The sequence below is a fragment of the Janthinobacterium darwini genome (assembly GCF_051380905.1).
Lineage (GTDB): Bacteria > Pseudomonadota > Gammaproteobacteria > Burkholderiales > Burkholderiaceae_D > Janthinobacterium.
On record NZ_JBNYXX010000001.1, the window covers coordinates 605,096 to 627,142 of the forward strand.

Annotated in this window: 20 protein-coding genes; 8 read left to right on the forward strand and 12 right to left on the reverse strand. The window is 62.0% G+C overall.

What is annotated here, in order from left to right:
- Positions 1-160 precede the first annotated feature (160 nt).
- The 8 genes from ACQ4WZ_RS02695 to ACQ4WZ_RS02730 form a co-directional block, all read right to left on the reverse strand.
- Entirely contained in the window at positions 161-631 is a 471-nt protein-coding gene (locus tag ACQ4WZ_RS02695; protein ID WP_101482244.1) for a peroxiredoxin, read from the reverse strand.
- Between the two features lie 75 nt (positions 632-706).
- Positions 707-1,666 carry a polysaccharide deacetylase family protein gene (locus ACQ4WZ_RS02700; RefSeq protein WP_436572513.1) on the reverse strand — a complete coding sequence of 320 codons (960 nt, stop codon included), beginning with the start codon at positions 1,664-1,666 and terminating at the stop codon, positions 707-709.
- Positions 1,666-2,718, reverse strand: a complete 1,053-nt coding sequence (locus ACQ4WZ_RS02705; RefSeq protein ID WP_101482242.1) for a bifunctional UDP-4-keto-pentose/UDP-xylose synthase — start codon at positions 2,716-2,718, stop codon at positions 1,666-1,668. Before ACQ4WZ_RS02705 ends, ACQ4WZ_RS02700 begins: the two co-directional genes overlap by 1 nt.
- A 21-nt stretch (positions 2,719-2,739) precedes the next feature.
- Positions 2,740-3,657 carry a formyltransferase gene (locus tag ACQ4WZ_RS02710; protein ID WP_436572514.1) on the reverse strand — a complete coding sequence of 306 codons (918 nt, stop codon included), beginning with the start codon at positions 3,655-3,657 and terminating at the stop codon, positions 2,740-2,742.
- Positions 3,657-4,652, reverse strand: coding sequence for a glycosyltransferase (locus ACQ4WZ_RS02715; protein ID WP_101484665.1), 996 nt, complete (start codon positions 4,650-4,652; stop codon positions 3,657-3,659). The genes ACQ4WZ_RS02710 and ACQ4WZ_RS02715 overlap by 1 nt, the downstream gene beginning before the upstream one ends.
- Before the next feature lie 11 nt (positions 4,653-4,663).
- On the reverse strand, positions 4,664-5,800 hold the full coding sequence (locus tag ACQ4WZ_RS02720) for a DegT/DnrJ/EryC1/StrS family aminotransferase (RefSeq protein WP_101482240.1): 1,137 nt from the start codon (positions 5,798-5,800) through the stop codon (positions 4,664-4,666).
- Between the two features lie 203 nt (positions 5,801-6,003).
- On the reverse strand, positions 6,004-7,677 hold the full coding sequence (locus tag ACQ4WZ_RS02725) for a glycosyltransferase family 39 protein (RefSeq protein ID WP_436572515.1): 1,674 nt from the start codon (positions 7,675-7,677) through the stop codon (positions 6,004-6,006).
- The gene (locus ACQ4WZ_RS02730; RefSeq protein ID WP_101482238.1) at positions 7,674-8,066 is read right to left on the reverse strand and encodes an Mth938-like domain-containing protein; all 393 of its coding nucleotides are present in this window, start codon (positions 8,064-8,066) and stop codon (positions 7,674-7,676) included. Before ACQ4WZ_RS02730 ends, ACQ4WZ_RS02725 begins: the two co-directional genes overlap by 4 nt.
- Positions 8,067-8,487: 421 nt before the next feature.
- On the opposite strand from ACQ4WZ_RS02730, the gene ACQ4WZ_RS02735 reads away from it, so the two are divergent.
- Together ACQ4WZ_RS02735 and ACQ4WZ_RS02740 are read left to right on the forward strand one after the other, a co-directional pair.
- Positions 8,488-9,717, forward strand: coding sequence for a pyridoxal phosphate-dependent aminotransferase (locus ACQ4WZ_RS02735; protein ID WP_071076139.1), 1,230 nt, complete (start codon positions 8,488-8,490; stop codon positions 9,715-9,717).
- 87 nt (positions 9,718-9,804) lie between these two features.
- The gene (locus ACQ4WZ_RS02740) at positions 9,805-11,127 is read left to right on the forward strand and encodes a homoserine dehydrogenase (protein WP_101482237.1); all 1,323 of its coding nucleotides are present in this window, start codon (positions 9,805-9,807) and stop codon (positions 11,125-11,127) included.
- 110 nt (positions 11,128-11,237) lie between these two features.
- Here the strand turns inward: ACQ4WZ_RS02740 and ACQ4WZ_RS02745 are convergent, their stop codons facing one another.
- The 3 genes from ACQ4WZ_RS02745 to ACQ4WZ_RS02755 are packed head-to-tail and all read right to left on the reverse strand — an operon-like array spanning position 11,238 to position 13,854.
- Complete coding sequence (locus ACQ4WZ_RS02745) at positions 11,238-11,591, reverse strand: ribonuclease E inhibitor RraB (protein ID WP_436572516.1); 354 nt, start codon at positions 11,589-11,591, stop codon at positions 11,238-11,240.
- 23 nt (positions 11,592-11,614) lie between these two features.
- The gene (locus ACQ4WZ_RS02750) at positions 11,615-13,129 is read right to left on the reverse strand and encodes a sensor histidine kinase (protein ID WP_436572517.1); all 1,515 of its coding nucleotides are present in this window, start codon (positions 13,127-13,129) and stop codon (positions 11,615-11,617) included.
- A 2-nt stretch (positions 13,130-13,131) separates the two neighbouring features.
- Entirely contained in the window at positions 13,132-13,854 is a 723-nt protein-coding gene (locus ACQ4WZ_RS02755; protein ID WP_436572518.1) for a response regulator, read from the reverse strand.
- A 202-nt stretch (positions 13,855-14,056) separates the two neighbouring features.
- Between ACQ4WZ_RS02755 and ACQ4WZ_RS02760 the strand changes: the two genes are divergently transcribed.
- The 6 genes from ACQ4WZ_RS02760 (at position 14,057) to ACQ4WZ_RS02785 (ending at position 21,265) form a co-directional block, all read left to right on the forward strand.
- Positions 14,057-15,121: a porin gene (locus ACQ4WZ_RS02760; RefSeq protein ID WP_436572519.1), complete on the forward strand. Its 1,065-nt coding sequence runs from the start codon at positions 14,057-14,059 to the stop codon at positions 15,119-15,121.
- Positions 15,122-15,124: 3 nt separating this feature from the next.
- Entirely contained in the window at positions 15,125-16,105 is a 981-nt protein-coding gene (locus tag ACQ4WZ_RS02765; RefSeq protein ID WP_436572520.1) for a Bug family tripartite tricarboxylate transporter substrate binding protein, read from the forward strand.
- 45 nt (positions 16,106-16,150) lie between these two features.
- Positions 16,151-17,248: an ABC transporter substrate-binding protein gene (locus ACQ4WZ_RS02770; protein WP_101482234.1), complete on the forward strand. Its 1,098-nt coding sequence runs from the start codon at positions 16,151-16,153 to the stop codon at positions 17,246-17,248.
- Positions 17,249-17,329: 81 nt separating this feature from the next.
- Entirely contained in the window at positions 17,330-19,120 is a 1,791-nt protein-coding gene (locus tag ACQ4WZ_RS02775; protein ID WP_101482233.1) for an ABC transporter permease, read from the forward strand.
- 22 nt (positions 19,121-19,142) lie between these two features.
- Positions 19,143-20,216, forward strand: coding sequence for an ABC transporter ATP-binding protein (locus ACQ4WZ_RS02780; protein ID WP_133989981.1), 1,074 nt, complete (start codon positions 19,143-19,145; stop codon positions 20,214-20,216).
- A gap of 2 nt (positions 20,217-20,218) precedes the next feature.
- Positions 20,219-21,265, forward strand: coding sequence for an AbrB family transcriptional regulator (locus tag ACQ4WZ_RS02785; protein ID WP_436572521.1), 1,047 nt, complete (start codon positions 20,219-20,221; stop codon positions 21,263-21,265).
- Here ACQ4WZ_RS02785 and ACQ4WZ_RS02790 read toward each other — a convergent pair.
- Positions 21,262-22,047 carry a DUF2145 domain-containing protein gene (locus ACQ4WZ_RS02790; protein WP_436572522.1) on the reverse strand — a complete coding sequence of 262 codons (786 nt, stop codon included), beginning with the start codon at positions 22,045-22,047 and terminating at the stop codon, positions 21,262-21,264. The genes ACQ4WZ_RS02785 and ACQ4WZ_RS02790 overlap by 4 nt on opposite strands.

Sequence of the window (22,047 nt, forward strand, 5' to 3'; positions counted from 1 at the left end):
ATGGACGCCATCGGCGGGCTACAGGCCCGCCTGGCGGAGTGGGTGGAGGCGCTTCGTTGACTCAAAATGGCGATAGGTACCGTGAACTGAACTGCGGTTGAGCTAATTTCGAACTAAGCTGGCTGGAAGCCGACAACGCGCATTCGATCAGAACAGATGATCACTTCAGACGCGCCACGAATTCCAGCACTTCTTCCACGTGAGTTGCGACCTTCACGCCTCTCCATTCTTTCACCAATCGGCCCTCAGCGTCAATCACAAACGTGCTGCGTTCGACGCCACGGACCGTCTTGCCATACATCTGTTTCATCTTCATGACGTTAAACAGCAGGCAAACGGCTTCGTCCGGGTCGGAAATGAGCTCGAATGGCAGTTCCAGCTTGGCTTTGAAGCTTTCGTGCGAGCGCAGCGAATCGCGGCTGATGCCGTAGATTTCCACGCCGGCGGCGACAAATTGCGGGTAGGCGTCACGGAAGGCGATGTTTTCAGTGGTGCAGCCGGGGGTATTGTCCTTCGGATAGAAAAACAGCACCGTGGCCTTGGCTGGACGGCCCAGCAACTGAAAGGTCTTGCCGCTGGTCATGGCGGCGCTAAAGTCGGGTATGCTAACGAGGGATTGGCTATCAGCCACAGGTTCTCTCCTGAACGGTGATCATCAGCGCTGTTTTTTAATCTGGCAACGCATCCAGGTGCAACAATACAGCATTCAGGCCGCTTTGCCCTGCACAATCAGGCGTCCCGAACGCCCGGGCAACTCATCCCAGGTGATGGGGCAAACGGGCAAGTCGCTATCTTGTATCTTTTCATAATAATCGCCCATCGCTGCAAACTGGTAGCCCTGGGCTTTCCAGCCCGTCAGCAGTTGTTCGAAAATGGGGGCGAGTTTCTGTCCTTCAAGTTCCGCATGCAAGGTATACACGTGGTCGCGGGGATTGTCCTGCGTCAGCGACAATATATGCGCGGCAACATTGCCGGTCGTGATCAGCTTGCCGTCGATTTCGCAGCCCAGCAACTCGTCCAGGGTGGGCAGGGTGGTGGGCAATTGCACGCATTGCAGGATGGTGTTGCCATTGCGCACGCGATGCGGGCCGTTCGTCGGATGCACCATGGCGCCGCGCGCGTCGAGCATGGCGCGGCCATCGGAGGCAAAGCGGTAGCCGGCCGTGTCGTGCTCGACAAAGGCGCTGACATTCATTTGCCAGCCGGCCGCGCCGTGTGTGTGCGGCGCCACGCCAAATACCTGTTCGTAGCGGTTGGCGGCCTTGCGCATCATGTTGATGGTCCAGGCGGCATTGCGCTTGGCCACGTTGTCTTGCCACAGGGTGTGATCCCAGGTGTGAATGCCGCACTCGAAGCCGGCATCGCGCACGGCGCGCAATTGCGCCGCGCATAGCTTGCCGATATCGGGTCCCGGCAGCAAGGTGCCGTACATCAATGTTTTCAAGCCGTAGTGCTCGACCACCGAAGTGCGCGACACCTTGCTGAAAAAGCCAGGCCGCAAGGCGCGCCGCAGGGCCCAGCCCGTATGGTCAGGGCCCAGCGAAAACAGAAAGGTGGCCTTGGCCTGGTGCGCGGCCAGCATGCGCACCAGATTGCCCATGCCTTCACGGGTGCCGCGATAGGTATCGACGTCGATTTTCAGGGTCAGGAACGGCTTGCTCAACATTAATCCATCAAGGCTTTGGCTTGGGCTACCTGGCTGCGGTAGGCGTCGAAAATATTGCGCAGGGAATCGGCCATGGTGGTGGTCGGCGCCCAGCCCAGCTCTTCGCAGGTGTTCGTGATTTTCGGCACGCGGTTTTGCACGTCCTGGTAACCGGCACCGTAGTAGGCGCCCGAGGTCGTTTCCACGATTTTCACGTGTTTCGCGCCTTCGGCGTATTCCGGGTACTCGGCGGCCAGGGTCAGCATCATGCCGGCCAGGTCGCGGATCGAATAGTTATTGGTCGGATTGCCAATGTTGTAAATCTTGCCGCTGGCGATGCCATTCTTGTTGGCAATGATACGGATCAGTGCATCGATGCCGTCGTCGATGTAGGTGAACGCGCGTTTTTGCGCGCCGCCGTCGACCAGCGAGATGTTCTCGCCGCGCACGATGTGGCCGAAGAATTGCGTCACCACGCGCGAGGAACCTTCTTTTGGCGTGTGGATCGAATCGAGGCCGGCGCCGATCCAGTTGAATGGACGGAACAGGGTGAAGTTCAAGCCTTCCATGCCGTAGCCCCAGATCACGCGATCCATCAGCTGCTTGGCATTCGAGTAGATCCAGCGCGGCTTGTTGATCGGGCCGCAGATCAGTTCCGAGTTTTCAGGGTCGAATTCCTCGTCGTGGCACATGCCATACACTTCCGAGGTCGACGGGAACACCAGGTGCTTGCCGTACTTGGCGGCCGAGCGCACGATAGGCAGGTTGGCTTCGAAGTCCAGTTCGAAGACGCGCAGCGGCTGCTTGACATAGGTCGACGGCGTGGCGATGGCCACCAGCGGCAGAATCACATCGCATTTCTTGACGTGGTACTCGACCCATTCCTTGTTGATCGTGATATCACCTTCAAAGAAGTGCATGCGCGACTTGTAGTTGTCATCTTCCAGCAAGTCCGTGATGCGGTCCGTGTTCATGTCCATGCCGTAGACATGCCAGTCGGTGGTTTCGAGGATGCGCTTGGACAGATGGTGGCCGATGAAGCCGTTGACGCCTAAGATGAGGACTTTTTTCATGTGAGATTCTCTTGAGTGATATCAGTGTGTGCTGACGCGGGCGGTCAGACTTGCTTGCAATTGCTGAGCCGAAATTGGCTCCCCGGCAGCCCTCAGCGCGGAAATGGCCAGCATGCGACCGTCTCCGCAGACGCCAAAGATGCAATTATCCACTACCGCCAAGCCCGGTGGCAAACTTCCTGCCGATTGCTTGCTCAAACGGGCTTGTTCAATGGTGTAAATGATATTGTTGACTTCGGTAAATGCACCGGGATAGGGCGGCGCGACGGCCCGGTGCAGGTTGTATACCTGTTGCGCGGGTAAGTTCCAGTCGATGCGGCCGTCTTCCGGCTTGCGCCCGCCAAAATAAGCGCCCTGGCGCAAATCGTTGAGCTGGCGTGGCGCCGTGCCGTCCAGCAAGGCCGGCAGCACGCCCCATAGGGTTTGTTCCGCCGCCACGGTGACCTTGCCAAACACTTCAAACGCCGTATCGTCGGGCAGGATGGGCACGGCCGTTTGCGCCACGATGGCGCCGGCGTCCGGCTTGACCGTCATTTCATGCAGGGTGGCGCCCGTTTCCGTGGCGCCATGCAGCACGGCCCAGTTGACGGGGGCGCGGCCGCGGAACTGCGGCAGCAGCGAGCCGTGCATATTGTAGGCGGGAGCGACTTCCAAGATGCTGGCGGGCAACATATGACGGTAGTAAAAGCTGAACAGCATGTCCGGTTTTGCGGCCTGCACCTGCGCCAGCAGTTCCGGCGCGCATGCATCGCCTGGTGTGATGCAGGGGATGCCTTCGGCTTGGCACAGGCTGGCGACCGATTCGAACCACAGGTTTTCCGTGGGGCTGTCTTCATGTGTGACGACCAGGGCGATATCGACGCCACCGGCCAGCAGCACCTTGATGCAGCGCACGCCCACATTGTGGTAGCCGAAGACGACGGCGCGTGGGGCGCCCATCAGCGGCCCACCTGGCGCTTTTCCAGGCGCACATACGATGGCGCCTCGGCTTCCGCCTGGGTCATGCCGTCCTGCAAGATGGTTTGCACCACATAGCGGGGACGGGCACGCACTTGCTGGAAGATGCGCCCCACGTATTCGCCCACCAGGCCGATGCCGAACAGGATCACGCCCATGAAGAAGAAGGCGATGGCGAACAGGGTAAACACGCCTTCGGCCTCTGCGCCCAGCAGGAAGCGGCGGACCAGCAGGAAGATCACCAGCAATGCCGAGCCCAGCGACATCGCCATGCCCAGCATGGAAAAGATTTGCAGGGGTATCAGCGAAAAGCCCGTGACCAGGTCGAAATTGAGGCGGATCAGGCTGTACAGCGAGTATTTCGATTCGCCGGCAGCACGTTCTTCATGCTCGACGGTAATTTCCGTAGGCTTGCGGGCAAACGTGTAGGCCAGGGCGGGCACGAAGGTGTTGACTTCGGCACATTGGTTGACCAGGTCGATCACATTGCGGCCATACGCGCGCAGCATGTTGCCCTGATCGGTAATTTTGATATTCGTGATCTTTTCACGCAGGCGGTTCATCATTTTCGACGCCAGTGTGCGCCAGGCGGAATCTTGCCGCTTGCGCCGGATCGAGCCCACGTAATCGTAGCCTTCTCGCATCTTGGCCACCAGGTTGCCGATTTCTTCAGGCGGGTTCTGCAGGTCGGCGTCGAGCGTGATCATGATCTGCCCGCGCGACGCTTCAAAACCGGCCAGGATGGCCATGTGCTGGCCATAATTGCCATTGAACAAGATCACGCGCGTAACGTCGGGGCGCTGGCGGAACTGTTCCGCCAGGATGGCCACCGAATTGTCGCGGCTGCCATCGTTGACGAAAATGATTTCGTAGCTCGTCTGCAAGGCATCAAGGGCCGGATACAGGCGGGCGAACAGGCTGGCCAGGCCATCCTGCTCGTTGTAGATTGGAATGATAATGGACAGTTCAGGTTTCATCGGCGCGCTGCTCACTTGATGAGGATGGATTTGACGGTGGCGACGGCCCGCTCCACGTCCTGTGTCGTCATGGCGTAGAACATTGGCAAGGTCACGGTCAGGCGGCCGATCTTTTCCGAGACGGGGAACATGCCCTCGGTAAAGCCGCGTTCGCGATACATGGTAAACAAGTGGATCGGTGCGTAATGATAGCCCGTTCCCACGTTTTGCTGCGCCATTTGCTGCATGAACGCGGCGCGCGTACCGGGGCCGTTGTCGGGCAGGATGATCTGGAACAAATGCCAGTTGCTGTTGTCGAAATCCTGCACGGGCAGCTGGGCGCCGCTCGCCGCTTCGAAGTCGCTGCCGAATTGCGCGAAGTAGTGGCGTGCCAGTGCGCGGCGGTGGGCCGTGATGGCCTCGATGTTGGCAAACTGGCCCAGCCCGATGGCAGCCATGATGTCGCTCATATTGTATTTGCCGCCCAGAACATCGACATCGATGCCGTCGACGCCGCTGCGCGTGACGCCTTGCAGCCGGTATTTCTCGGCCAGCCTGGCTTCTTCCAGGTTGTTGAGGACGAGGCAGCCGCCTTCGCCCGTGGTGATGTTCTTGTTCGCCTGGAAGCTGAACGAGACGAAGTCGCCAAACGCGCCGATGCGCTTGCCCTTCCAGGTGGAACCGAACGCTTGCGCCGCATCTTCCACGACCCTTAAATTGTACTTTTCAGCAATCGCGTACAGGCGGTCCATGTCGACAGGCAGGCCCGAAAGGTAGACGGGGATGATGGCTTTCGTACGCGGGGTGATGGCCGCTTCCAGCTTGTCGAGGTCGATATTCCGGGTGACGGGGTCGATATCGGCAAACACGGGCGTGGCGCCCACTTCGATGATGACGTTGGCCGTCGCTACCCACGACACGGGCGTCGTGATGACTTCGTCGCCAGGCTTGACACCGGCGATGCGCAGCGCGATTTCCATGGTACAGGTACCCGAATTGAAGGTGCGCACGGGGCGCCCGCCGAAATACTCGGACAGCTGGGCTTCGAAGGCTTGCACTTTCGGGCCGCTGGTAATCCAGCCCGAGCGCAGCACCTCGCCGACGGCGGCGATGGTTGCTTCATCGATGGTGGGTTTGGAAAAAGGCAAAAAGGGCAGGGTAGAGGTCATGGGGTGCGGTTCTTGGTTCTGTATTTTGTCAGGGGCGTCGTCGCCGAGGCTGCCAATGCGGTCAACGTCCGCCGGCAGGCATAGCTATTTTATATCGTCAGTATGGCGGCGCAGTCGGTTCAGCGGTGAAAAATCATGCTGGTATGGGGTGCGGCAAGCTGGCCGGGAGTGCGAGCCGCACTGGCTCGCACTCCTTTAAACATTTATTTGTTGGCAATCACCATGCGGCGCGCGTCCTCGGCAATAACACGCATGGGCACGCCACGTTGTTGCAAGCTCTTGTAACGGTCCAGGCTGATAATGGCCATGTCGTGCACGCCGGCGTTGGCATCGTTCGTCCACTGCGTGATGAACGGTTCGATGGTCGGGATGGACAGTTCGGGCTGCTGTTTCAGGCCAAACGTGAATTCATCCCAGTAATCGACGAGGATCACGGGCCGCTGCAGGTAATACGTGAGCGACTGTTCATAAATGCCGACAGAATAGAGCTTGGTATCGGCCGTCAGTTCGGCCTGGATCTGCGGCAGCATGTCGGTGCCTGCGCGGTTCTGGCCATACAGTTCGGAACCGGCCAGGATGCAGTGCGTGGCCAGGAAGCCGGCGCCGGCGATCGTCAGCACGGTCATGTCGCGGCGCAACTGGCGCGCATGCAGCAAGGCCAGGGCGCCGCCGGCCAGGGCGAAGAAGCCGGCCGCCATCAGCCATGGCTGGTAGCCCTTGAGCGCGATCAAGGCTTCCGCGTCGCGCGCGCTGGCCTTGCCGAAGGCGATCGGTCCGCCGACAAGGATGGCCGCGCCCAGCACGCACAGCAGGCCTGCGGCGAACAGGCGCTGGCGGCGCGACGCCGATTCCAGGTACAGCGCCACCAGCAGGGCCAGCGCCGGGAAGATGGGCACGATGTAGCCAGGCAGCTTCGAGGTCGAATAGCTGAAGAAGAAGAAAATGAAAACGGCCCAGACCAGCAGCATCAAGCGGGGCTGGAAGGCACCCTCCTGGCGCTTGAAGGCGGCGGCCAGGCTTTGCGGCAGCACGCCTATCCATGGCAGGATGCCGGGAATGAGCAGCACCAGGAAGTAGTACCAGGCGCCTTCGCGCTTGTGCCCCTTCATCAGGAAGCGCTGGAAATGCTCGTGGATGAAGAAGAAATGCGGCTGCTCCGGATTGCGCAGGGCGACCAGCACGAACCACGGTGTGGCGATGGCAAAGAACACCAGCAAGCCCTTGACCAGATGCAGACGCGTCCAGATGCGCCAGTCGCGCGCGCACAGCGAATACAGCACCAGCACGGCGCCCGGCAAGACGATGCCGATCAAGCCCTTGGCCAGCACGGCCAGCGCCATGCCAGCCCAGCATACCAGCATCCAGTTGCGGCGCTCACCCGCGGTGGCGTCGTCGCGCTGGGCCACCAGCAGGCTGGCCAGGGTCAGGGTCATCATGCCGGACAGGCCCATGTCGAGCGAATTGATCTGGCCGGAAGCCAGCCAGAACAGGCTCGACGCCAGTACCAGACCAGCATACAGGCCCACGCGCGGACCGAACACTTTCTTGCCCGCAAATGCTGTCATGCACACGCCGATGATGCCGCACAGGCCAGTCCACAGGCGTGCCTGCCATTCGCCCAGGCCGAAGGCGGCGAAGGTCAGCGCATTCATCCACGTTTGCAGTGGCGGCTTTTCAAAGTATTTGATGCCGTTCAGGCGCGTGGTAATCCAGTCGCCCGTGACGAACATTTCGCGCGCCATCTCGGCATAGCGGCCCTCGTCGGGCGGCACCAGGGTACGCACGCCCAACGCATACAGGGTGACGACGATGAAGATGCCCAGCAGGGACCACATCAGCAGCCTCGAGCTGTGCAGTTCGTTGACATTGATTTTCATGCAGCGCTGCCTGCGCCGGGAGCCAGAATCAGGGCCAGGGTGACTTTGCGGCCTTCGCCCATCAGGATATTGTAGGTGCGGCAGGCTGCCTGGCTATCCATGCACTCGACGCCGATGCGGCGCATGGTCAGCGCGGCCGTCAGCTTCGGATGCACGAAACGCTGGCGCTCGCCCGTACCGAGGATGACCACGTCGGGCGCATCGGCCAGGATTTGCGCGAAATGTGCCTCGCTCAGCTGCTCGAAACTGCCGACATCCCACGCCCGTGGTGGCATTTCCGGCATGACGATCAGGCTGTAGTTGTATGGCTGGGCATTGATCTCCACGCCATTTTCATCGTAGCCTGTGACGGTTTGGTATTGTTGGGTGCTGCTGGCATGCAGTTTCATGGCGATGTCGGGGCTGTTCGTGTCGGTTGATCGGTGTGCGCGCGGTGCGGATGCGCGCTGCGCGCCAAGGGCGCAAGCATGCCATAAGTGACAGAAAAGAGCGACTGAAAAGCAACATCCTTTCCAATTTGCAATCTATGGGTAATTCTTTGGAGTAACTATGGCAGGCGGCGCTTGCCATAGTAGTAGGCAAAGATTAAGAGAAGATGAAGAGCTTCCGGTGGAAAAAGCACGCGCGTGCCGGATGGCGTGGCATAAACGGCGCGAAATGCTGCAATTTGCCATGTTTAATTTGATAAAATGGCCTGCTTTCGGCGAGAATGGTTGTTTTCGCATTGCAGTCTCACGAGTTCACAGTTCTGGCGCGGCTTTCATGCTGCAAGCGTAGGCCGGCCGCGCCGCATCACGACAGGGATTTATTTTGCGACCGATTCAGAAATCGAATAAATTGGCGGACGTCTGCTATGACATCCGCGGCCCGGTCCTGGAAAAATCCAGGCAAATGGAAGAAGAAGGCCACAAGATCACCAAGCTCAATATCGGCAATCTGGCCGTATTCGGCTTCGATCCGCCCGATGAAATCGTGCGCGACATGATGCTCAATCTGCAGAATGCGGCCGGCTACACGGATTCGAAAGGCATGTTCGCGCCACGCAAGGCCGTCATGCATTACACGCAAGGCAAGAATATCGCCGGCGTGACCATCGATGACATCTACCTGGGCAACGGCGCCTCGGAACTGATCGTCATGTCGATGAACGCCCTGCTCAACAGTGGTGACGAAGTGCTGGTGCCGGCGCCTGACTATCCGCTGTGGACGGCCGCCGTCAGCCTGTCGGGCGGCAATCCCGTGCATTATGTGTGCGACGAGCAGAACGAGTGGTATCCCGATATCGAGGACATGCGCCGCAAGATCACGCCGCAAACCAAAGCCATCGTCGTCATCAACCCGAACAATCCCACTGGCGCCTTGTACCCGGTTTCCGTGCTGCAGCAGATCGTCGACCTGGCGCGCCAGCACCAATTGATCATTTTCGCCGACGAGATCTACGACAAGGTGCTGTACGACGAAGCCGAGCACGTGTCGATCGCCTCGCTGGCCGACGACGTGTTGTTCATCACCATGAACGGCCTGTCGAAGAATTACCGCTCCTGCGGCTACCGCTCCGGCTGGATGGTGGTCTCGGGCGAAAAGCGCCACGCAAAAGATTACATCGAAGGCCTCAACATGCTGGCCTCGATGCGGCTATGCGCCAACGCGCCGGGGCAGTTTGCCATCCAGACGGCGCTTGGCGGTTACCAGAGCATACAAGACCTGGTGGGGCCCGGCGGGCGCCTGTTGAAACAGCGCGATCTGGCGCACAAGCTGCTGACCGATATCCCGGGCGTTACCTGTGTCAAGCCGAAGGCCGCGCTGTACATGTTCCCGCGCCTGGACCCGGAGATCTATCCGATCGCCGACGACCAGCAGTTTGCCTATGAATTACTGGCCGAAGCCAAGGTCCTGATCGTACAGGGCACGGGCTTCAACTGGATCGCGCCCGACCATTTCCGCGTCGTCTTCCTGCCCAACTCCGATGACCTGACCGAGGCCATGGGGCGCATTGCGCGCTTCCTCGAAGGTTACCGCAAACGTCACGGCCGGGGCTGAACCGGCCAGCAGCAATCTCGATCAACCATACCGATCAACCTGGCGCCGCCAAAGGGGGGCGCCACTTATGAGCAGTCAAGCACAACTATGAAATCCATCAAGATCGGCCTGCTGGGCCTGGGCAATGTCGGTTACGGCACGTTCAGCGTCCTGAAACGCAACCAGGAAGAAATCAAGCGCCGCGCGGGCCGCGGCATTGAAGTCGTCGCCGTCGCCGTGCGCGACGTGGCGCGCGCCGAAGCGCTGGTCGCCGGCGGCTGCAAGGTCGTTAGTGACCCCTACCTGATCGTCAACGATCCCGAGATCGATATCGTCGTCGAACTGATCGGCGGCTACGACCTGTCGAAAACCCTGGTGATGCAGGCGATTGCCAACGGCAAGCACGTGGTCACGGCCAACAAGGCCCTGCTGGCCGTGCACGGCAACGAAATCTTCGCCGCCGCCCAGGACAAGGGCGTCATGGTGGCCTTCGAAGCGGCGGTCGCCGGCGGCATCCCCATCATCAAGGCGCTGCGCGAAGGCTTGACGGCCAACCGCATCGAATGGATCGCCGGCATCATCAACGGCACCACCAATTTCATTTTGTCCGAGATGCGCGACAAGGGCCTCGATTTCGCCACCGTGCTGAAACAGGCGCAGGAACTCGGCTACGCGGAAGCCGACCCCACCTTCGACATCGAGGGCGTCGATGCCGCGCACAAGGCCACCATCATGTCGGCCATCGCCTTCGGTATCCCGGTGCAGTTCGACAAGGCCTACGTGGAAGGCATCAGCAACCTCAATGCCGTCGACATCCGCTATGCCGAGCAGCTGGGCTACCGCATCAAGCTGCTGGGCATTACCAAGCGCGCCACCGTCAACGGCGTGGAAGGCATCGAGCTGCGCGTGCATCCGACCCTGATCCCGGCCAAGCGCCTGATCGCCAACGTGGAAGGCGCCATGAACGCGGTGCTGGTGCATGGCGACGCCGTCGGCGCCAGCCTGTACTCGGGCCGTGGCGCGGGCGCCGAGCCGACTGCCTCGTCGGTGATCGCCGACCTGGTCGACATCACGCGCCTGGCCACGGCCGACCCGGAACACCGCGTGCCGCACCTGGCCTTCCAGCCGAACGCGATGACCGATATCGCGATTTTGCCGATGTCGGAAATCACCACCAGCTACTACCTGCGCATGCACGTGGCCGACCAGCCGGGCGTGCTGGCCGACCTGACGCGCATCCTGGCCGAACGCAGCATCTCGATCGACGCCATGCTGCAAAAAGAGCCGGCCGAGGGCGAGACGCATACGGACATCATCATGCTGACGCACCAGACGCAGGAGAAGAACGTCACGGCCGCCATCGAAAAGATGGAAGCATTGAACAGCGTGGTGGGCACGGTGACCAAGATCCGCCTGGAAAACCTGAGCTGAGCGTTTTCAGCGATCCACGCAAAAACGGCGCCGAGGGCGCCGTTTTTTATGCGTGATGTTGGCGTGGCCGATGGTGCTGTCGGATTACGGTCCTGCGGACCTAATCCGACCTACGCTGCGGTACCGACGGGACCCACATCCATGCCGTCATAGCTGGCCAGCTGGTTTTCCTGGGCAAACGCCATCAGTTCGCCATTGCGCGCGTGCAGACTATCGACGCCATGCACTTCGGCTTTTTCCACGTGCAGCACCCACACTGGGGCGGCGGCCGCGTCGTCCAGTTCGGGCTGGTACAGTTCCACGGGGCGGTAGCCCTGCAGCGCCAGCAGGGTGGCGGCCTGTTCCAGTGGTTCGGACGTGGGGTTGGTGAAGTAATAGCCCCACAGCAGCGGCTGGGACAAATCCCACGGCGCGTTTTCTGCGATATTGGCAAACAGTTCGGTTACGTCTTCTTTGGTCATCATGGCAGTGGGCCTTCATTAAAATCTCAGGGCGCGATCTTAGCATCGACTGGCGTTGCGGCGAAATACACGCCGACTTTCAGTCCATGTCCATTCGCCGCCGTGGCCAGTTCCAGGCGCGCGCCATGCAGGGCAGCGATGTCGCGCACGATGGCCAGTCCCAGGCCGGCGCCGCCAGGGTTGCTCTCGAGTGCCGCGCCAACCCGGTAGAACGGCGTAAATACCCGTTCACGTTCCGCAGGCGGGATGCCGGCACCGCTGTCCTCCACCTCCAGCACGGCGCCGTGTCCGTTCCTTGCCTGCGCCGCGCGCACGCGCAGGATCACGCTGCCGCCCTGCGGCGTGTAGCGCAGGGCATTGTCGACCAGGTTGGCCAGCAGTTCGTGCAGCAGCAAGGCCTGGCCATGCACGGGCGCGTCGTCGGGCGCTTCCAGCGATAAATCGATATTCTTGCCGACGGCAGCCATGGCCATTTCCAGCCCCACCTGCTGCGCCATGTCGCGCAGCGAGACGGTATCCATGGCCAGGCTGTCGCCGCCATGCTCGATGCGGGCCAGGGTCAGCAGGCGGTTGGCCAGCAGCACGGTCGAATCCGTGGTGGCGGCGATCGAGCGCACAATGTCGCGCAGGGCGGCCATGTCCGGCGGCGTGCCGGCCTGGCGGTCACATTCGCGCATGGCCAGTTCGGCCTGGGTCTTCAGCACCGTCAACGGCGTGCGCAGCTGGTGCGAGGCGTCGGCGATGAAGCGGCGCTGGCTGGCGATCAGCTGCTGCAGGCGCGACATGGAACCGTTCATGGCGCTCACCAGCGGGCGCATTTCCTTGTGCACCAGCTTGGGATCGACGTCGGACAGGTCAGACAAGGTGCGTGTCTCGACTTCCGTTTTCAAACGCATCAGCGGCCGCAGCACCAGGCGCACGGCAAACCAGACGAGGGCGCCCATCACCAGTATCATCGCCGCCTGCCAGCTCAGGGTATCGAACAGGATCTGGTTCGACAGGCCGCGCCGCGCGTCCAGCGTTTCAGCCACCTGTATCAGGGCGATGCCGCGCATCGAGTCGTCATACACGGGTTGCAGCAGGGCGGCGATGCGGATCGGCTTGCCGTGGTAATCGGCGTGGTAGAAGCGCACCAGGGCGGGGTAGTTCTGCGAGCGAGGCACGTTTTTCGGCACGGGCGGCAAGTCGCCATAGCCCGAGACCAGTTCGCCGTTGATGCCCGTGACCTTGTAGTAGATGCGGCCCAGGGTATCGGTCTCGAAGCTGTCGAGCGCCACGTAAGGCACTTCGGCCACCACCTTGCCGCCAACGATGGAGACGCGCTCGGCCAGCGCCCGCGTCGATGCCAGCAGGGAGCGGTCGTAGGCCATGTCGGCCGCGTCGAGCGCGTTGCGGTAGACAAAGACGGCGTCCAGCAGCACCAGCATCACCAGCGGGATGAGCAGCCAGCGCAGCAGCTGGCTGCGCAGGCTGCCCAGCGGGCGGCCCTGCCCCCAGCGCCGACGCAGGCGCTCGAATACGGGCAGGTGTGGGGCGCGCACGCTCATCGTGGCGTGGCCGGCGCCATGGCGCTGCGCGGTTGCAGCAGGTAGCCGATGCCGCGCAGGGTGGTGATGACGGCGCCGTCGGGCGAGCCGCTTTCCACGCCGCTTTCGAGTTTCTTGCGCACGCGGTGGATATACAGTTCGATGGCGTCCAGGTTGACGTCGTCGGCCAGCGCGAACACTTCATCGAACAGCTTTTCCTTCGATACGGCGCGCCCGGAGCGCGTGATCAGCGCTTCGAGCACCGCGTGTTCGCGCGGCGTCAGGGGAAAGGCGGCGCCGGCATAGCTGAACATGCGCGTGACGGTGTCGAAACTGAGCGCGCCGCAGGTGTGCACGAGCGCTTCGTTGCCCTGGCTGCGGCGCAGCAGGGCTTTCACGCGCGCTTCCAGTTCGGCCAGCTCGAACGGCTTGGCCATGTAGTCGTCTGCGCCCAGGTTCAGGCCCTGCACTTTCTCATCCAGGCCGCCACGCGCCGTAAGTATCATGACGGGCGTCTTTCCGCGCGTGCCGCCGCGCGCGCGCAGGCGGCGCAGCACGTCCAGCCCATCCATCTTCGGCAGGGTCAGGTCGAGCAGCACCAGCGAGTATTCCTGCGTATGCAGCAGGGCGTCGGCATCTGCGCCGTTGTGGGCGGTCTCCACCGTCAGGTGCGCGTCGCGCAGGGCCTTTGCCAGCCAGTGCGACAGCTCCAGATGGTCTTCCACTAATAATATGCGCATGGTCTCCGCCATTCGTTGAAATGATGCAGTGTAAGCCTGGCGGCAGGGTAGGCGATGAATATGTTGATGTCCATTGTGGCTGGCCGGCGACACCTGTCATGCTGAAAGCCAATTGAAAGGATGGCGCTCATATAGTGTGATCCTGATTCATGAAATTGATCAGGCATATCACCAATAACTATATCTAAGGGAGACACTTTACATGAAGAAAACTGCATTCTCGCTGGCCGCCATGGCCGTTCTTGTCGCCGCAGCCGGCGCTGTCCACGCACAGTCGAACGTCACGGTCTACGGCCTGCTCGACGTGGGCGTCGACAACACCAGCAACGCCTCGCCATCGAAAGGTTCGGTCAGCCACGTCAGCTCCGGCGGCATGAACACCTCACGCTGGGGCATCCGCGGCAGCGAAGACCTGGGCGGTGGCTTGAAAGCTGTTTTCAACCTCGAAGGCGGCATCCTGATGGATACGGGCGCTGCGGATGGCGCGTTGTTCAAGCGCCAGGCATATGTCGGCCTGGAGGGCAGCTATGGCCGTCTGGTGCTGGGCCGTTCGTTTACCACCGTGTACGACTTCGTGCTGCCCTTCGATCCGATGGGCTATGCGCCTTACTATTCGTGGGCTACCTCGGCCAACGCCAGCGGCCCAAGCAAGTACGGCATGACGACCGCGTTCGACAACCTGGTCAAGTACTCCGGCAAGGCTGGCGACTTCAAGTTCGGCGCCTCTTACGGCTTCGGCGAGAAATCCACGGGCGCCCAGGACAGCGCCAAGTTTTCCTCTGGCGTGACCTACACGGCCGGTCCTGTCAGCCTGTTGGCTACCTATGAACGCGTCAATGGCGACAGCATCGCTGGCGGTGCGCGCGACAAGACCACTTCCTATCACCTGGGTGCGATGTACAACGAAGGCCCATGGAAGGTGCAGGCCGTTGCACGCGACTACAAGCTCGATCCGGCCGCAGCCGGCAAGCCAGATGTGCGCGGGACCCTGTACTGGGGCGGCGTCAGTTACCTGACCACGCCGCAAGTCACGCTGACGGGGGTCATCTACTACCAGGACGTCAAGAACGTGGCCGCCAACACGGATGCCGATCCCATCATGTACGTGGCGCGCGTGCGCTATGCCCTGTCCAAACGCACCGACCTGTATGTAGCCGGCGCCTACGCCAAGGCCAAGCACAACCAGCTGGTCAGCCTGTCGCGTGACGATGCCGGTTTCGACAATACGCAGCGCGGCGTGATCGCCGGCATCCAGCACCGCTTCTAAGCCATGACGATGCTGCGCTCCCTGTTGCTGTCTTTACTGTGTCTGCTGCCCGCCGTGGCAGGCGCGCAAGCGTCCGCACCGGCCGAGTGCGTGGTGCCGTCCAAACCGGGCGGCGCCATGGACCTGACCTGCAAGCTGGCGAAAAAAGGCCTGGCGCAGGAGGGCGCGGCAGGCGTGGCGGGCCCAATGCGCATCAGTTATCTGCCCGGTGGCATTGGCGCCGTGGCCTGGCACTCGATGGCATCGCAACGACGCCGCGCGGAAGCGAACACGCTGGTGGCGTTTTCGGGCGGTTCGCTGCTCAACCTGGCGCAGGGCAAGTTTGGCAATGCGAAGGCGGGCGACGTGCGCTGGGTGGCGGCGCTGGGCGCCGACTACGGCATGATCGCCGTGCGCAGCGATTCGCCCTACAAGAGCCTGGCCGACCTGATCGCCGCGCTGCGCCAGCATCCGGACAAGGTGCTGATCGGCGTCTCCGGCACCATCGGCAGCCAGGACTGGCTGAAGATGGCACTGCTGGCGCGTCATGCCGGCATCGATCCGAAAGTGCTGCGTTTTGTTGCGCTCGAAGGCGGCGGCGAAGTATTTACGGCGATGCAGGCCGATTATGTGCAGGTGGTCTCGGGCGACACGTCGGAGGCCACACTGAACGCCAGCGCCAACCATGCGCGTGTGCTGGCGGTGCTGTCGGAAAAACGCCTGCCCGGCGTGCTGGCCGGCGTGCCGACGGCGCGCGAGCAGGGCTTCGACGTGGTCTGGCCCATCATCCGTGGCGTGTGGATGGGCCCCCAAGTGCCCGAGGCGGACTACCAGCGCTGGGTGGCCACGTTTGACCGTGTCATGGCCACGCCGCAGTTCGCCGAGTGGCGTGCGCAGGCCGGCTTGTACCCATTCGCCCTGACGGGGCCGAAGCTGACAGCATATGTCAAGAAGGCGGTCGATGCGTATGCCAGGCAAGCGAATGAGCTTGGCCTGATGCGCTGAACGACATCCTATTAAAAAAAACCTATTCATAGACGGAGACAACCCATGCAAACCAAGACCCTGCTCCAAGCCGCCTTTGCCACCGCGTTTGCCAGTCTGGCCGGCGCCGCTTTCGCGCAAGTGCCGGCCGGCTATCCGGCTGACTACCAGAAGATCATCGACGCGGCCAAGAAGGAAGGCAAGGTGGTGATTTACAGCGCCACCGACAGCAAGGCTGCCGCTCCGCTGATCAAGGATTTCAGCGCCCTGTATCCGGGCATTTCGGTCGAATACAACGACATGAATTCCACCGAAGTGTATAACCGCTTCATTTCCGAAGTGGCCGCCGGCGGCAACACGGCCGACGTGATGTGGTCGTCGGCGATGGACTTGCAGATGCGCCTGGCCTCCGATGGCTATGCGCTCAAGTACAAATCGGTCGAAGCGGCGAAGATCCCTGGCTGGGCCATGTGGGATGATCAGGCTTACGGCACCACGTTCGAGCCAGCCGCCATTGTCTACAACAAGCGCCTGCTCGATCCCAAGGAAGTGCCGAAGAATCACGACGACTTCGTCAAGCTGATCGCCACGCCGAAATTCAAGGACAAGGTCACCACCTACGACATCGAAAAATCGGGCGTGGGCTTCATGTTCATGGCGCAGGATGCGAAAGAATATCCGCAATTCCTGGCGCTGCAAAACGCCTTTGGCACGGCCAAGGTGCGCGTGCAGTCGTCGACGGGCACCATGATGGAGCGCATCTCGTCGGGTGAAAACCTGATCGGCTACAACGTGCTGGGCTCGTATGCCCTGGTGCGCGCCAAGACCGATCCGTCGATCGGCGTGGTGCTGCCCAAGGATTACACCCTGATCCTGTCGCGCGTGCAGTTCATCAACAAGAACGCGAAGAACGTCAATGCCAGCAAACTGTGGCTCGATTACATCTTGTCGCATCGCGGCCAGACCATCATCGCCAACGGCGCCAAGCTGTTCGCCATCCGCGCTGACGTCACGGGCGAAACCACGTCGGCTGACCTGATCAAGCAAATCGGTGCGGCCAACGTCAAGCCGATTCCCGTGCACCCGATCATCCTGCAATTTCTGGGACCGGCCAAGCGCATGGCCTTCCTGAAACAGTGGAAAGAAACAGCCGGCAAGAAGTAGGAATCGTTCCTAGGCCGTCTTAGCCGTCCGCAGGCGCATACCTGCGGACGGATGCCGCACCCTTCATTCATTGGATTCATCATGCAAACTGCCATCTTGCCGCTGCCTGCACGGTCGCGCTCTCCCTTGTCGCGCCTGAACTGGTCGCGCGGCGTGGTCGTGACGATCACGCTGATCGCCATCTTCTTGCCGCTGTTCCTGATTTTTTATCAGAGCTTTTTGAACGCGCCGTTTTTCATGCCCGTGCGCGAATTCGGCTTTGACTCCTACCGTTTCATCTTCGATGATCCCGATTTCGCCATGGCCTTCAAGAATGGCCTGATGCTGGCCTTCGGCCTGACCGTCATCGCCGTGCCGCTGGGCGGCATGCTGGCCTTCTTGATGGTGCGCACCGACTTGCCCGGCCGCGGCTGGGTGGCGCCCATGCTGCTGGTGCCCATCTTTGTCTCGCCGATGGTGATGGGCTTTGGCTACGTCGTCTCGATGGGGCCCGTGGGCTTTTACTCGATCTGGGCCAAGGAGCTGCTCGGCTTCGTGCCCTGGAATATTTATTCCTTCACCAGCATCGTCATCATTGCCGGCCTGACGCACGTGCCGCACGTCTACCTGTATGCCTCTTCGGCGCTGAAAAGCCTGGGTTCGGACGTGGAGGAAGCGGCCCGCGTGGCGGGCGCCTCGCCGATCCAGGTGATGCTCAATGTGTCGCTGCCGATGATCATGCCTGCGCTGGCGTATGCTGGCGTGCTGGTGTTCTTCCTCGGCTTCGAAGTGTTCGGCCTGGTGCTGGTGCTCGGTGATCCGGAAGGCCATTTGGTGCTGCCAACCTATCTGTACAAGCTGACGAATAAACTGGGTACGCCGTCTTACCACTTGATGGCCGCCGTCGCCGTCTGCCTGGTGATGGTGACCATGCCGCTGGTGATGATACAGCGCTGGCTGCTCAAGTCCGCCAACAAGTATGTGTCGATCAAGGGCAAGGGCGCGCGCAGCAAGGCCATGCCGCTGGGCCGCTGGAAATGGCTGGCGTTTGCCTTGCTGGCCGGCTGGCTGATCTTCACCATCATCCTGCCATTGACGGGCATCGTGCTGCGCTCATTCGTGCAGTACTGGGGCGAAGGCGTGCATCTGGCCGACGTGCTGACACTGCAGCATTTCCGCGATATTTTCGACCAGCCATCGCTCGTGCGCGGTATCGTCAACACCATACTGATCGGCGTCGTCGGCGGCGCCCTCGCCGTGGGCTGCTACAGCTTCATCGCGCTGGCCATGCACCGCAAGCAGGACGGCATCACGCGCCTGCTCGACTACAGCGTGCTGGTGCCGCGCGCCGTGCCGGGCCTGCTGGCCGGCCTGTCGTTCCTGTGGGTGTTCCTGTTCGTGCCGGCCTGGCTTGACGGCATGCTCAAGGGCATGGACAACGGCGTGGCCCTGTGGCTGAGCGGTCATGTCATTCCCGTGCTGCGCGAAGTGCGCTCGACGATTTTCGCCCTGTGGCTGGCGTATTCGGTGGTGTGGATGGCTTACGGCATGCGCCTCATTTCCACCGCGCTGTTGCAGGTGGGCCCGGAACTGGAAGAGGCGGCGCGTGCCGTCGGCGCCAGCCGCGGCCAGGTGACGCGCGACGTGACCCTGCCGCTGATCAAATACGGCTTGCTGGGCGCTTGGCTGATGGTCTTCCTGATCTTCGAGCGCGAATATTCGACGGGCGTGTACCTGCTCTCGCCGGGCACGGAAGTGATCGGCGCCATGCTGGTATCGCTGTGGGCGGGCGGTTCGACCGACCTGGTGGCGGCGCTGTCCTTCATCAACATCACCCTGGTGGCCATCGGCCTGGGCATCGCGCTGCGCTTCGGCGTCAAGCTGCATAACTAAATACAAAGACTGAGACCACATCATGAATGAATTGACCGTCAATGAGCTGTACCTGGACTACGGCACCGGCGCTGCCGCCAACCAGATCCTGAAGGGTGTCTCGATGCACCTGAAAAAAGGCGAAGTGGTCGCCCTGCTGGGGCCTTCGGGCAGCGGCAAGACCACCTTGCTGCGCGCCGTCGCCGGGCTGGAAAGCCCGAAGGCGGGCACCATCGAGATCGGCGAGCGCAATGTCTTCGACGGCGCGAAGCACTTCGAGATGCCGGCCGAGCATCGCAACCTGGGCCTGGTATTCCAGTCGTACGCGCTGTGGCCGCACAAGACCGTGTTCGACAACGTCGCCTACGGCCTCAAATTGCGCAAGATGGGCAGCACGGAGATCGCCGCGCGCATCAAGGAAGTGCTGACGCAGCTGGGTCTGGGGCACCTGGGCGAACGTTATCCGCATCAGCTGTCCGGCGGCCAGCAGCAGCGCGTGGCGATCGCCAGGGCGCTGGTGTACAACCCGCCCGTGATCCTGCTCGATGAACCGCTGTCGAACCTGGACGCCAAGCTGCGCGAGGAAGCGCGCGCCTTCCTGCGCGAACTGATCGTGCGCCTGGGCCTGTCGGCACTGATGGTGACGCATGACCAGGGCGAGGCGATGGCCATTTCCGACCGCATTTTGCTGCTCAATAACGGCAAGATCGAGCAGCAGGGCACACCGCAAAGCATGTATGAAACGCCAGACACCCTGTTTACGGCCGAATTCATGGGCAGTAACAACCGCCTGCCCGGCAAGGTGGTGCAGCGCGATGGCAGCGCCGTCCGGCTGCTGGTCGATGGCGCCTCCATGCAGGGCGTGGCGCGCGGCGCCAACGTGGGCACGGAAGTTACCACCATGATCCGCGTCGAGGAAGTGAAGATCAGCGCCACGCAGGTGGACAACGCCATCGAGCTGCCACTGCTGACCTGCATGTACCTGGGGGATCGCTGGGAGTGCCTGTTCGAGCGCGGTGGCGCCGAGAATATCAGCCTGCGCGCCTATTCGCGCCACAAGCTTGAAGCGGGCAAGTACTGGCTGCATATGCCGGCCGATAAACTCTGGGTGTTTTAACGGTGCCGTGGTGGCCACGCTGGCGCGCCGTCGGTGCTGCCCTGGCCGCCGGGCTGGCGGGCGCCGCCATCTGCCTGTGGCTGCACACGCCGCTGCCGTGGATGATAGGCCCGCTGTTCGCCACGGCCGGGCTGCGCCTGGCGGGGCGCGAACTGGCCTGCCCCGTGCGTGTGCGCGAAGCGGGGCAGTGGGCCATCGGCACGGCCTTGGGCCTGTATTTTACGGCGCCCGTGCTGGCCGTGCTCACTGTCTACACGCCGTGGATCGCCGGCACCGTGTTGTTCGCGCTGGCGCTGGGGGCTTCTGGCGCCATGCTGCTGCGGCGCCTCTCCGGTGTCGACCATGCCACCGCCTTCTTTGCCATGGCGGTGGGCGGCGCGTCCGAGATGGCGGTACAGAGTGAGCGCCATGGCGCCGATGTGGGCAAGGTCGCCGCGGCGCACAGCCTGCGCATGATGCTGGTAGTGGCGACGATCCCGTTCGGCGTGCGCTACTGGGGCAGCCATGGCCTGGAGGCGGGGCATGAAAGCTTCGTGCCCGGCGCCGCGCTGGTCGACTATGGCGGGTTGGCACTGCTGGTCGGCATCACGGTGCTGGCGGCCCTCGCATTCAAACGGGGCAGGCTGCCCAACGCCTGGGTCATCGGCCCGCTGCTGGCCGCGCTGCAGCTGACGGCGTGCGGCATCCATCTGTCGCGCCTGCCCGAATGGATAATACGCGCGGGCCAGCTGTTCATCGGTATCGCCCTGGGCACGCGCTTCAGCCCCGCCTTCCTGCATGCGGCGCCCCGCTACCTGGCGGGCGTGGCCGTGTGCACCATGCTCATGCTGTTGCTGGCGGCGGCCTTCGGTCTGGGCTTGTCGCACTGGATGGGCATCCACCCCGGCACGGCCATCCTGGCCGCCTCGCCCGGCGGTATCGCCGAGATGTCGCTGACGGCCAAGACCTTGCATCTGGGCGTGCCCATCGTCACGGCCTTTCACGTGGCGCGCATGGTGGTGCTGGTCTTGCTGATCGGTCCGCTATTTCGCCTGCTGCAACGTCCTTAATTTCCCCGCACCACGATTTCCTGTACCTTTGGCTCGCGCTGGCGCATGAAGCGCACGATGGAGTCGACGGTGACGACGTCGATCTGGCGCGTCATGCGGCGCTCGAAAGGGTGATCGTCAAAAGCGATATTGGCACGGAACATGCGCGCGCCCAGGCGCGTGGCGGCCGGTATGCTGAGCGTTTGCGGCGCGTAGCTGGCGCTGCGCAACCAGCCTTGCGCTTCGGCGCGCGTTTCGATTTTGCCAGGCTCGTTGCTGGCAGCGGCCAGGGTTTCCAGCACCCACTGGTTCGAGTTCTGGTACTTGGTGGAAAACGGGTAGGCCAGCATATTGTAGTTCGCTTCATGCAGGCGCTTGGGGGTGTTCGATGTCAGCAGGCGCACCAGTTGCTGCTGCGTATCCTGGCCGGGAATCAGGATCAGGGTTTCATACATGAATACATCATCCATGAAGAAATTGCCCAAGCCTTCGTTGTACAGCGACGATTGCGCCGTGCCGCACTCATTGAGTTCATGTACCACCAGCCAGCGGCCCTTGGGGTGGTCGCGCCAGGCCAGCGCCATGTGCGAATAGCGCAAATTGTACTTCGACAGGTCCTGGCCGGCGCGCGCCACCAGTGCCACTTGCGCGCCCGAGCCATCGAGCGCTTTCAGGGTCTTTTGCGCCAGGTCCATCGATTTGACGAGCGTGGTGGCATCCGTTTGCTTTTCCTCGCACGAGCGCCCCGCATGGGCGGCGCCGGTCAGGGCCAGGCTGATGATAATGGCGGTCAGGCGTTTCAT

Excerpts from the sequence above, each read along its gene's own strand:
- ACQ4WZ_RS02770 (WP_101482234.1), top strand. The coding sequence starts at position 16,151 with ATGCAAACCAAGACCCTGCTCCAAGCCGCCTTTGCCACCGCGTTTGCC.
- ACQ4WZ_RS02710 (WP_436572514.1), bottom strand. The coding sequence starts at position 3,657 with ATGGGCGCCCCACGCGCCGTCGTCTTCGGCTACCACAATGTGGGCGTG.
- ACQ4WZ_RS02790 (WP_436572522.1), bottom strand. The coding sequence starts at position 22,047 with ATGAAACGCCTGACCGCCATTATCATCAGCCTGGCCCTGACCGGCGCC.
- ACQ4WZ_RS02780 (WP_133989981.1), top strand. The coding sequence starts at position 19,143 with ATGAATGAATTGACCGTCAATGAGCTGTACCTGGACTACGGCACCGGC.
- ACQ4WZ_RS02705 (WP_101482242.1), bottom strand. The coding sequence starts at position 2,718 with ATGAAAAAAGTCCTCATCTTAGGCGTCAACGGCTTCATCGGCCACCAT.
- ACQ4WZ_RS02715 (WP_101484665.1), bottom strand. The coding sequence starts at position 4,652 with ATGAAACCTGAACTGTCCATTATCATTCCAATCTACAACGAGCAGGAT.
- ACQ4WZ_RS02745 (WP_436572516.1), bottom strand. The coding sequence starts at position 11,591 with ATGATGACCAAAGAAGACGTAACCGAACTGTTTGCCAATATCGCAGAA.
- ACQ4WZ_RS02700 (WP_436572513.1), bottom strand. The coding sequence starts at position 1,666 with ATGTTGAGCAAGCCGTTCCTGACCCTGAAAATCGACGTCGATACCTAT.
- ACQ4WZ_RS02720 (WP_101482240.1), bottom strand. The coding sequence starts at position 5,800 with ATGACCTCTACCCTGCCCTTTTTGCCTTTTTCCAAACCCACCATCGAT.
- ACQ4WZ_RS02730 (WP_101482238.1), bottom strand. The coding sequence starts at position 8,066 with ATGAAACTGCATGCCAGCAGCACCCAACAATACCAAACCGTCACAGGC.
- ACQ4WZ_RS02740 (WP_101482237.1), top strand. The coding sequence starts at position 9,805 with ATGAAATCCATCAAGATCGGCCTGCTGGGCCTGGGCAATGTCGGTTAC.
- ACQ4WZ_RS02760 (WP_436572519.1), top strand. The coding sequence starts at position 14,057 with ATGAAGAAAACTGCATTCTCGCTGGCCGCCATGGCCGTTCTTGTCGCC.
- ACQ4WZ_RS02755 (WP_436572518.1), bottom strand. The coding sequence starts at position 13,854 with ATGCGCATATTATTAGTGGAAGACCATCTGGAGCTGTCGCACTGGCTG.
- ACQ4WZ_RS02775 (WP_101482233.1), top strand. The coding sequence starts at position 17,330 with ATGCAAACTGCCATCTTGCCGCTGCCTGCACGGTCGCGCTCTCCCTTG.
- ACQ4WZ_RS02765 (WP_436572520.1), top strand. The coding sequence starts at position 15,125 with ATGACGATGCTGCGCTCCCTGTTGCTGTCTTTACTGTGTCTGCTGCCC.
- ACQ4WZ_RS02725 (WP_436572515.1), bottom strand. The coding sequence starts at position 7,677 with ATGAAAATCAATGTCAACGAACTGCACAGCTCGAGGCTGCTGATGTGG.